The sequence below is a fragment of the uncultured Chloroflexus sp. genome, assembly GCF_937951745.1.
Lineage (GTDB): Bacteria > Chloroflexota > Chloroflexia > Chloroflexales > Chloroflexaceae > Chloroflexus.
The window spans coordinates 54,347-63,634 of record NZ_CALFBQ010000042.1; the positions used below are offsets into that span (position 1 = coordinate 54,347).

General features: G+C 59.0%; 7 protein-coding genes. 3 read left to right on the top strand and 4 right to left on the bottom strand.

Annotated features, from left to right (window positions below):
• Window positions 1–7: 7 nt before the first annotated feature.
• From fsa to Q1A59_RS10610, 3 genes are read right to left on the bottom strand one after another with little or no spacing between them, the layout of a single operon-like run.
• Window positions 8–661 carry a fructose-6-phosphate aldolase gene (gene fsa / locus Q1A59_RS10600; protein ID WP_298407378.1) on the bottom strand — a complete coding sequence of 218 codons (654 nt, stop codon included), beginning with the start codon at window positions 659–661 and terminating at the stop codon, window positions 8–10.
• A 12-nt stretch (window positions 662–673) separates the two neighbouring features.
• Complete coding sequence (locus tag Q1A59_RS10605) at window positions 674–1,432, bottom strand: SDR family NAD(P)-dependent oxidoreductase (protein ID WP_299644955.1); 759 nt, start codon at window positions 1,430–1,432, stop codon at window positions 674–676.
• Window positions 1,433–1,447: 15 nt separating this feature from the next.
• On the bottom strand, window positions 1,448–3,415 hold the full coding sequence (locus Q1A59_RS10610) for a M15 family metallopeptidase (RefSeq protein ID WP_298407381.1): 1,968 nt from the start codon (window positions 3,413–3,415) through the stop codon (window positions 1,448–1,450).
• A 661-nt stretch (window positions 3,416–4,076) separates the two neighbouring features.
• Between Q1A59_RS10610 and Q1A59_RS10615 the strand changes: the two genes are divergently transcribed.
• From Q1A59_RS10615 to Q1A59_RS10625, 3 genes are all read left to right on the top strand, one after another.
• A complete protein-coding gene (locus Q1A59_RS10615; protein ID WP_299644956.1) occupies window positions 4,077–4,886 on the top strand; it encodes a CAP domain-containing protein in 810 nt (269 codons plus the stop codon).
• 211 nt (window positions 4,887–5,097) lie between these two features.
• On the top strand, window positions 5,098–6,276 hold the full coding sequence (locus Q1A59_RS10620; RefSeq protein WP_299644957.1) for a DUF3048 domain-containing protein: 1,179 nt from the start codon (window positions 5,098–5,100) through the stop codon (window positions 6,274–6,276).
• Window positions 6,277–6,544: 268 nt separating this feature from the next.
• Window positions 6,545–7,894 (top strand): hypothetical protein, encoded by a 1,350-nt coding sequence (locus Q1A59_RS10625; RefSeq protein WP_298407393.1) that lies wholly within the window; start codon window positions 6,545–6,547, stop codon window positions 7,892–7,894.
• A gap of 125 nt (window positions 7,895–8,019) precedes the next feature.
• Here Q1A59_RS10625 and pgk read toward each other — a convergent pair whose 3' ends face one another.
• A complete protein-coding gene (gene pgk, locus Q1A59_RS10630; RefSeq protein ID WP_298407396.1) occupies window positions 8,020–9,222 on the bottom strand; it encodes a phosphoglycerate kinase in 1,203 nt (400 codons plus the stop codon).
• Window positions 9,223–9,288: the final 66 nt, after the last annotated feature.

Consider the following 9,288-nt stretch of genomic DNA (forward strand, 5'->3'; position numbering starts at 1 on the left):
CCGCTACTCACGAACCCGAACGCGATTTCCAATCGGCCAGAAATTGCTCGATGCCGCGATCAGTCAACGGATGGCGCATCGCCTGCTGCAATACCTTGAATGGGCAGGTAGCAATATCCGCCCCCGCTAGCGCCGCTTCGACAATATGACGGGGATGGCGGATCGAAGCAGCCAGAATCTTGGTTGTAATCTCGCGATCTTGGCGGTAGATGCCGGCAATCTCGCGAATGAGTGCCATGCCGTCAACGCCAGTATCATCTACGCGCCCGACAAAGGGGCTGATGATAAACGCGCCGGCCCGCGCCGCCAACAGCGCCTGCACTGAGTTAAAGCAGAGCGTCACGTTGCAGCGAATGCCGTGCTTGGCCAACTGGCTGACCGCGCGCAACCCCTCGGTCGTGCTCGGCACCTTGATAATCACGTTCGGGTGCCACGAAGCGTATTCGATACCCTCGCGCACCATGCCCTCGGCATCGAGCGAGATGGTCTCGGCGCTGATCGGGCCATCAACCAATTCAGCAATCTCGGTAATGATGTCTTTGAAATCAGCACCGCGCTCACGCGCTATCAGGGTCGGGTTGGTCGTCACCCCACTCAGAATCCCCCAACTGGCCGCTTCCCGAATCTCGGCCAGATTAGCCGTATCGAGATAGATCTGCATTGCATTCCTCCTCTACTTCGGCGCCATCCGAATAGCACCATCAAGCCGGATCACTTCACCATTCAACATTGGATTTTCGATAATATGCTGCACCAGCGCAGCATACTCCGCCGGACGGCCTAGCCGCGAGGGGAAGGGTACCTGTGCGCCGAGCGATTCACGCGCTGCTGCCGGTAAACTAGCCATCATCGCCGTGTCAAAAATACCCGGCGCGATTGTCATCACCCGGATGCCGAAGCGGGCCAATTCGCGCGCTGCCGGCAATCCCATCCCTACCACGCCCGCTTTCGAGGCAGCGTAAGCGATTTGACCAATCTGGCCGTCAAACGCCGCAATTGAAGCGGTATTCACAATAACCCCGCGTTCACCCTCCTCATTCGGCTGATTGGTTGTCATCGCCTGTGCCGCGTAGAGCATCATCTGAAACGTACCGATCAAATTGACCTCAATTACTCGCTTGAAACGGGCCGGATCATGCACGCCATCGCGCCCCAACATCCGCTCGGCCAGCACGATACCGGCGCAGCAGACCAGCGCGTGCAGACTGCCGCCATCCGTTGCTGCCGCCACCGCCGCCGCACACTGCACCGGATCGGTCACGTCGGTACGCACAAATTGCCCGCCGATCCGTTCAGCTAGCTCAAGACCGGCTGCCTCGTTCAGATCGGCAATGGTAACCCGCGCGCCGACCCCCGCCAGCCGCTCGGCTGTCGCCGCTCCTAACCCCGATGCGCCGCCGGTGATCAACACACCAAGACCGTTCAGTTGCATTGCTTGCTCCTTTGCTCAGCGGGCAACTGCCCATTCAAAATGCATGCCATCACTGGCGCCTCTGCCATCGTAATTCCAGTGACCGCCCCAGAAGAACCCCAGTGCATTGGCAATCGGTACTAACTCGCGCACCGAGCCGCGATCGCCCACCAGCGCCGCTGGCTTGTAGAACGCATTCCATTGCGCGTTGATGTCGAAGGCCGTGCCATAAGCATGGTTGCTCAGCGTGGTAGGATTGTTGCGAATGGTGCGCGGCCACCAAGCGCCGTCAAATGTTAACACCAAATGCAGCAATCCCGCATCTTCCCATGCCTGCCACAACCGGCGCAACTGGTCAGCCGCCAACCGGTGAAACTTGATCTGCCCGCCGTTGGTATTGCGGAAACGGGCTAGTTGCGGGATAGACACCTCGATCAGGTTCTGCGCCGCCCAATCATTGGTGATCGTAATATCATCACCACTTTTGCGCACCCACTCGATTTTACCCAAGATTCGCTCGCGCTGGCCGTTGCGGTCGGTCAGAATGTTGAAATCGGGCATTGGCGGCCAATTCGGATCGCGACGCGGCGGCCCGGCTCGCACCACTTCCGGCGCAGTCGAGATTGATGAAACGGGCGCCGGCGCAGCGGGTTGCGGCACTGGCTGGGCTGGTTGCGCCGGAGCAACCGCCGGACGCGGTTGCCATGTCTGCACCTCGGCTGGGCGCGGCAGCTCGCTCATCCGGCGAATCACGCCGTCCGGCCCACGATACAGCGTATCATAGGCAAAGACTTGGAGATCGTAAGGTGCCCCGTTGATTGTTTCGTGCAGTACGCCGCTCAGCGGCGTACCCAGCTTCAACTCTAGCGCCCGCTGGTGAAACGGATCGGTAGGATTGTACGGCACGCCGGCAACTTTGTACGTTTCGGCCCACAGTTGGGCATACTGCGGGCTAGTCGGATCGGTCAGACTGAGAAAGAAACAGCCGGATTGCCGGCTCATCGGCGTATAGAGCGTGTCACCGGCAAAGACTTGTACGGCAAAAGCGCGATCGGCGGTCACATAATTTCCGCTGAGGGCTGGACCAAGGTTGGCTTGCAACGCCACGAAATGGAAGCGCCAATCGGCGCGAAACTCAGTCTTACCCTCGAGCGGCGCGCGCGCGGCGCTTGCTTTCAACGCACTACGATAGCTCGCCTCAATCAGTGCCCGGCTCACCCCGCCGGTCGGAATCGCACCGATGTCTGGCCCCAACAGATTCGCTAAACTCTGCACGGCAGCATACTGCGTACCCTCATTAAAGATTGTATCACGCGCAAAGACCTGAAAGTTATACGTCTTACCGTCAAGTGCCACCGGCGGCGGCTCGTTGGCAGCCAGCGGCGCACCGAGATCAAACTTGCCCCAGTGCAATGAAAAAGCTTGGTTGAGCCGCAACTGTGCGCCGCGCTGCCGCCACGTCACTGTTGCCAACCCTACCCATAGCTCTTGTTCAGGCGAGCGAACGCTCCTGCCGAGAAGTAATCCATCAGCAGAGGCAACCGACGGTGGTGGCGGCAAATACGGCTGCACTCGGTTCCGTCCAAGGATGTCGGTGGCAAGCCTGCTCACGTCAGCTAACAACAGATCGTGCTGCACAAGTAGGAGTGGCAGCCAATCAGCCAACACCGTTGCCTGCGCCTCGCTCAGATCGGTCAGCGCCGGCGCTTCAAGGCTGATCATCACCGCCACCCGATCAAGATTGTGGCTTCGCCCCCGCCAGATTGCCCGGCCCAACCCATGCCCGGCGCGTGTGGTAGAAACCAATTGATACAGGTCGCCATTGCGATCAAGATAGAAATGCGGCAACATCGCCGCTTCCACGCTTTGATAAGCGGCCAATGCCGCTGCTGCGGGCTGCGCATCGGCCACCACCACCACTAATGCCGTCGGGCTACCTGCGCGACTCCTCCCTGCCCGATCCGGTCTCCCCACCGTGATCGCCTGCACCTCAGCGCTGCTCATGGCACGCTCCATCATTGCTAAAAAATACTCTCGGCTCATCGTAGCACAGTGCCGTAGAGAAGGCAACGAATCGCGTTGAACCGCTTCCCAACTCGTCTGCGTCGTGGTATCGCAATTTCGTGTCCCCACCGCCGGCCCCTCCCGCTGGGGGAGCACCCCTCTGCAACGACCGGCTCATCACAGCCGCGGCGGCCAACCCCTCCCGCTGGGGGTACCCTTACCCCCCCTTGCGCTCACGTTAGTGGCAGCGGGACGCTACTGTCTTCCGCTTCAGCAATACCGCTCTCGCCTCCGAGCGGCTCCCCCTGCGTCCTCCGCGCCCTCTGTGGTAAAAACACGCCTCCTCACCCCCCGGAAGATGGGAGCGGGGCCGAGGGGTGGTTGTGTCAGGCAGCAAAAGGAGCGGGGGTGAGGGCCGATCACACCGGCACAAAGGCTTAGGAATGGTGTGGATGGTGTATCATTTCTGCTCCGTATTGCCTCCTTACCTATGGTACGGCACAACGGGAGGACTACTCGCAAGATAGTATAAAAAACCCTATTGCCTGCTATAGGGATTGATTGGTATATTATCGTTATAGACTGAGCTAATTTATCAGTTTATCGGAAGTCACTTTCTATGCGCCTCTTCCTGCTCTCTTGTTCGCTCATTGCGAACCTTATGATGTTTCTGTCACTGCCGGCCAACGTCGTTGCCAAACCAGCAACGCCGCAAAGCCTGCCAAACACCATCTTTATCCCTCTAATTATCCGCACAGTGACGTACCCACCCCTCTCATCCAACTGGTTAGAGCGAGTTAACGCCTATCGGGCGCGGGCCGGCGTGCCACCGGTTACTGAAAGTAGCGAACTCAACAGCAACTGCTGGGAACACGCGCGCTATATGGCCGAGAATAACCACATTACACACAACCAAGACCCGACCAAGCCCTTCGCCTCGCCCACCGGCCAGATCTGCGCGCAAAAAGGCAACGCATGGATTGGATGGGGCGGTAGTTGGCAGTCGGCTGACGCTGTTGATAGCTGGATGACATCGATTGGTCATCGCATCTGGTTGCTCTACCCCACCACGCCAACTTTCGGGTTTGGGTTTTACACCACGGCCAACGGAGCACGCAGTGCGGCTGCACTTGATGTGCTGTCTCATTTTGTCGATGGTGCAAGCTACCCGTATTGGCCGGTGCGTTACCCCGGCATTGACCAAACCGATGTGCCGGCGACGCAATATCCGATTACGTTGCAATGGCGCTATTTCGGTAGTACGCCAGTGATCAGCGGCACGGATCTGCGCGTCGTCAGCGGCAACGCTATCCCTCACACCAGCACGACGAGCCTGCCGGTCGGCCATAAAGGGATCGTTGTCACCCCTACGAGCAATTTACCCACCAACAGCCTGATCGAAGTATCGATCAGCGGATCGTATGATGGTCAACCGTTTATCTACACGTGGCAGTTCCGCACCGGGAACTGACAAGGCGAGCAATCACGGCCCACCCTTATTGTCTACGTAGCAGGCTTTTAGCGGACGCCTTAGCGCAGTTGCACTGCCGCATTCCATCCAAGAACGACATCTTTTCAAGTTTGACCGCCCAACCGCCCAACTTGCGCCCCGCCAAACCCATGGTATAATAGGCCGCCCGCGCTGCTCCGCCATGACCTGCGGTGCATAAGGAAAGAAACGCATGAAGAGTCGATGTTCTGCATTAGCCTTGCTGCTGTGCATATTGTTGATGAGCGCATGTAGTTCGGCAGTTGCCAATGAGCCTGCGCCGTCGCCTCTACCAACGCTCGTTGCAATTGCAACTCGGCTGCCTACTGCAACTCCGCAGCCGACGTCCGTACCAACACTTCCACCAACAGCTACCCTAGAACCCACCGTTACACCAGAACCGCCTGCGACCCCTGAACCAACCGCCACCCTAGCGCCTACTGCCACCCCCGCACCCATCACCGCACCGCTCGCCGTTCCTCGCGGTTCGGTCACTAGCCGGCCCTTTGCGGTGATGTACGATAACCATCCCAATGCCTACCCGCAAACCGGGATAGATAAGGCGGCCATCGTATTCGAGGCGTTGGCCGAGTTCGGCATTACCCGCTACATGGCGATCTTCATCCCCGGTATTTCGCCTGATGTCCCAGTAATCGGCCCGGTCCGCAGCGCCCGTTCGTACTATGTCGAATGGGCAAAAGGGTTCCGATCGGTGTACGTGCATGCCGGAGGTTCGCCTGAAGGGCTGCTTTTAGCCGAAACCTCCATCGAATTGATCAATATGGACGCGCTGCGCGGCAATGCCAGCGGTTATTTCTACCGCACCCGTGATCGCAGCGCACCGCATAACCTCTATACCAATAGTGCTAATATTGCCGCATTTGCTTCGGCTAATGATCGCCCGGTGGAAGGGTTAGAAGAGATCGGCTTCACCTATTCACCTGAAGCGCCACTCGCCGAACGGCCTGCGCAACAATCACTGCGCTACTTCTTTATCTATCGTGAAGCGAGCGTTGGCTGGCAGTACGATCCGGTCACTAACAGCTATCGCTATCTGCGCGGCAATCGCCCGCACGTCGATGCTGCCACCGGCGCGCAGTTGCAGTTTAAGAATGTTGTCATTCTCGAAGTGCCCGAACGACCTATTCCAAACGATCCAAAAGGCCGGATCGAGCAGGATGTGATCGGTGAAGGCCCGGCACGCATCTTCCGCGATGGCCGGATGATTGAGGCCACGTGGCGCAAAGCGGCAGGCTATGCTCAACTCTACCTCGTTGATGCTAATGGCAACGAAGTACCGCTTGCCCCCGGCTCGGTCTGGATCGCGGCCATCCCCGACCTCGCCAATATGACGGTTGAGGGCGGGCGCTAACATAACGCCCCGGAGCCCGTTGCTCCGGCTTGATTGGGCGGGCGCCGCCAAGCGCTGGCTCTGTTTGCCAGATGTACCGCTTACCACGCTCGCTACTGCGCCTCGCAGCGCACGAAGCGGCGCCCCGGCAGACGCATCTTCAGATAATCCTATGACGGGGTATTGGTGGCGTTTACCTACGCCGGCAGACCCCACCACGCGGCGGCTGCCCCGCGTCTGCCCGGCACACCGTGCCGAATGCCGCCATAATAAGGAGGAAACAGACTGTATGAGAGGAAGTATCGTTCGCCGCGGCTTGATTGTCGCTGTGCTGGTCGTGCTCTCGACCGCCATCGCCCACGTACAGGCCGCCCCGACGACCTCGCCATCGCAACAGCCACCCGTTGCTCCCACCTACCGCATCTTCGCTACCCGCGAAGGTCTTGTTGGCTACCGCACCGCTAATGGCCACATTATCCAACCACGCGATCGGTTTGTGGCCCTACCCTGCTGGTGCGCGCTCTCTCCCAAAGGCACCGATAAGTTCAAAGTTCGTCTTACCTACAATGGCCGTTCCGTTGTAGTGCCAGTCTGGGATGTTGGGCCATGGAATACGCGCGATGATTATTGGAATCCGAACCGCCGTTACAGCGACCTGCCGGTCGGCATGCCGATGGCCGAAGCAGCTTACTTCCATGGCTACAACGGCGGACGCGATGAGTGGGGCCGGCGGATTACCCTCCCCAATGGGATCGACATCGCTGATGGCACCTTCTGGGACGACCTTGGCATGACGAGGAGCGACTACGTCTACGTCACCTTCCTCTGGCTTGGCGAAGACCCCGGTCCCGGCGATGCGGTAGAGGTTGGCCCAACCCAGTTCACCGATGATGCCGCGCAACAAACAGTCACTGCACCTGAAGGAGCATTTACAGTTGATAATACTGATACCGCCTTCAACCCGATTGGCAAGGATTGGTACGAAGAACGGTGCGGCTTGAACGGCCAACATCAATGGACATACTCCACCACTGACCCGGCTAAAGCGACCACTGCCGCGGCGTGGACTGCGCCAAGCCTCAGGCCCGGTTTCTATGAGGTCAAAGCCTACATCCCAACATGCGGCAATCCAGCCACAACCAGCGCCCGTTATCGGATCAGCCATGCTGGGGCGACGACTGAAGTGACGCTTGACCAACGCTCAGCCAGCGGCCAGTGGGCTTCGCTTGGCACCTATTACTTTGGCGGCGCCGGCAACGAAGTGCCACAGGTCTTCCTCAGCGACCTCTCCGGTGATCGCGGCATGGCCGTGCGCTACGATGCGATCGCATGGGAACCGCGTAGCGATACGACCCCGCCCAACACCCAAATCCTTTCGATTACGCGCGCCGGCAATGGCTTCTTGATCAAGTGGGGCGGTAACGATGATATGACCGGTATCGCCAGCTACGACGTGCAGGTGCGGTTGTTGCCCGACGGCGGTTGGACTGATTGGAAGCGTGAAACGGCTGATCTCAGCGCATGGTTTGGCCCCGATGAGGGCAAACAGTTTGCCTTCCGTGTGCGCGCCCGTGATTGGGCCGGCAATGTCGAGCCGTGGGAAGAGGCTGCACTTGCCGATACCACCAATATTCCATAATGGCGGAGGAACAAGGTGTTGCCGCGTCTCTATTGAACTTGCCGGCGCCACCAATATTCCATAATGGAACCGGGACACGGCGCTGCCGTGTCCCGCCCAATACACTACCGTATTGACCTTATCCGTTACTCGGCGTCTTGCAACGCCGCTACACCGGGCAACACTCGCCCTTCAAGTAACTCGAGCGACGCGCCGCCGCCGGTGCTGACGTGTGACATTTTCTCGGCCAACCCAGCCTGCTCGACCGCCGCGACGCTGTCACCGCCACCGACAATTGTGATCGCGCCGTTGGCTGACGCTTCCGCCATCGCTTGGGCAATCGCCCGTGTACCGGCAGCAAACGGCTCTAGCTCGAATACTCCCATCGGGCCGTTCCAGATTACCGTCCGCGCCGCTCGAATCTCGGCGCTGTACAGCTCAATCGTCTTTGGCCCAATATCGAGCACGCGCCAACCAGCCGGAATGGCGTCAGCGTCAACCACTTGCCGTTGCGCCTCAGCACTGAACGCATCGGCGATCACCACATCAACCGGCAAGAGCAGCCGCGCGCCGCGCTCTTCCGCCTTGGCCATCAGTTGCTGCGCCACCGTGACACTATCCGGTTCCACTAACGAGTCACCGAGATTCAAGCCCTTGGCCAGCAAAAAGGTGTTGGCCATCCCGCCACCGATCAGCAGCGCATCAACCCTGCCGAGCAAATTCTCGATTACACCGATCTTGTCACTGATCTTGGCCCCACCGATAACTGTTACAAATGGTCGCTGCGGATTGCTCAGCGCGCCGCCGATGTAAGCCAATTCCTTCTCCATCAGGAAACCGGCCACCGCCGGCAGATAGTGAGCCACCCCCTCGGTGCTAGCATTGGCGCGATGCGCGGTGCCAAACGCATCGTTGACGTACACGTCACCCAGCTTCGCTAGCTCGGCTGCCATCTGCGGATCATTCTTCTCTTCTCGCGGATCGAAGCGGGTGTTCTCCAACACCAACACCTGACCCGGCTTGAGCATTGCTACTGCTGCTTCGGCTGCCGGACCGGTGATGGCTTCCGTCTTCTTGACCTCAGTCGCTTCCGGCAACAACTCAAACAATCGCTCAACTACCGGACGCAGGCTATACTTCGGATCGGGTTTACCTTTGGGCCGCCCAAGGTGCGACATGAGTACGACGCTCGCACCGTGCTCCAATAGATACCGAATCGTCGGCAACGCGGCCCGAATGCGCGTGTCATCGGTAATCAGACCCTGATCATCGAGCGGTACGTTAAAATCAACCCGCACCAGCGCACGTTTACCGGCCCAATCCACATCGCGGATGGTCTTCTTATTCATGCGCGTTCCTCCTTATTCGCGGTGTAACGGCACAACGTCATTGTAACACAGCACCTACTTCCCAAT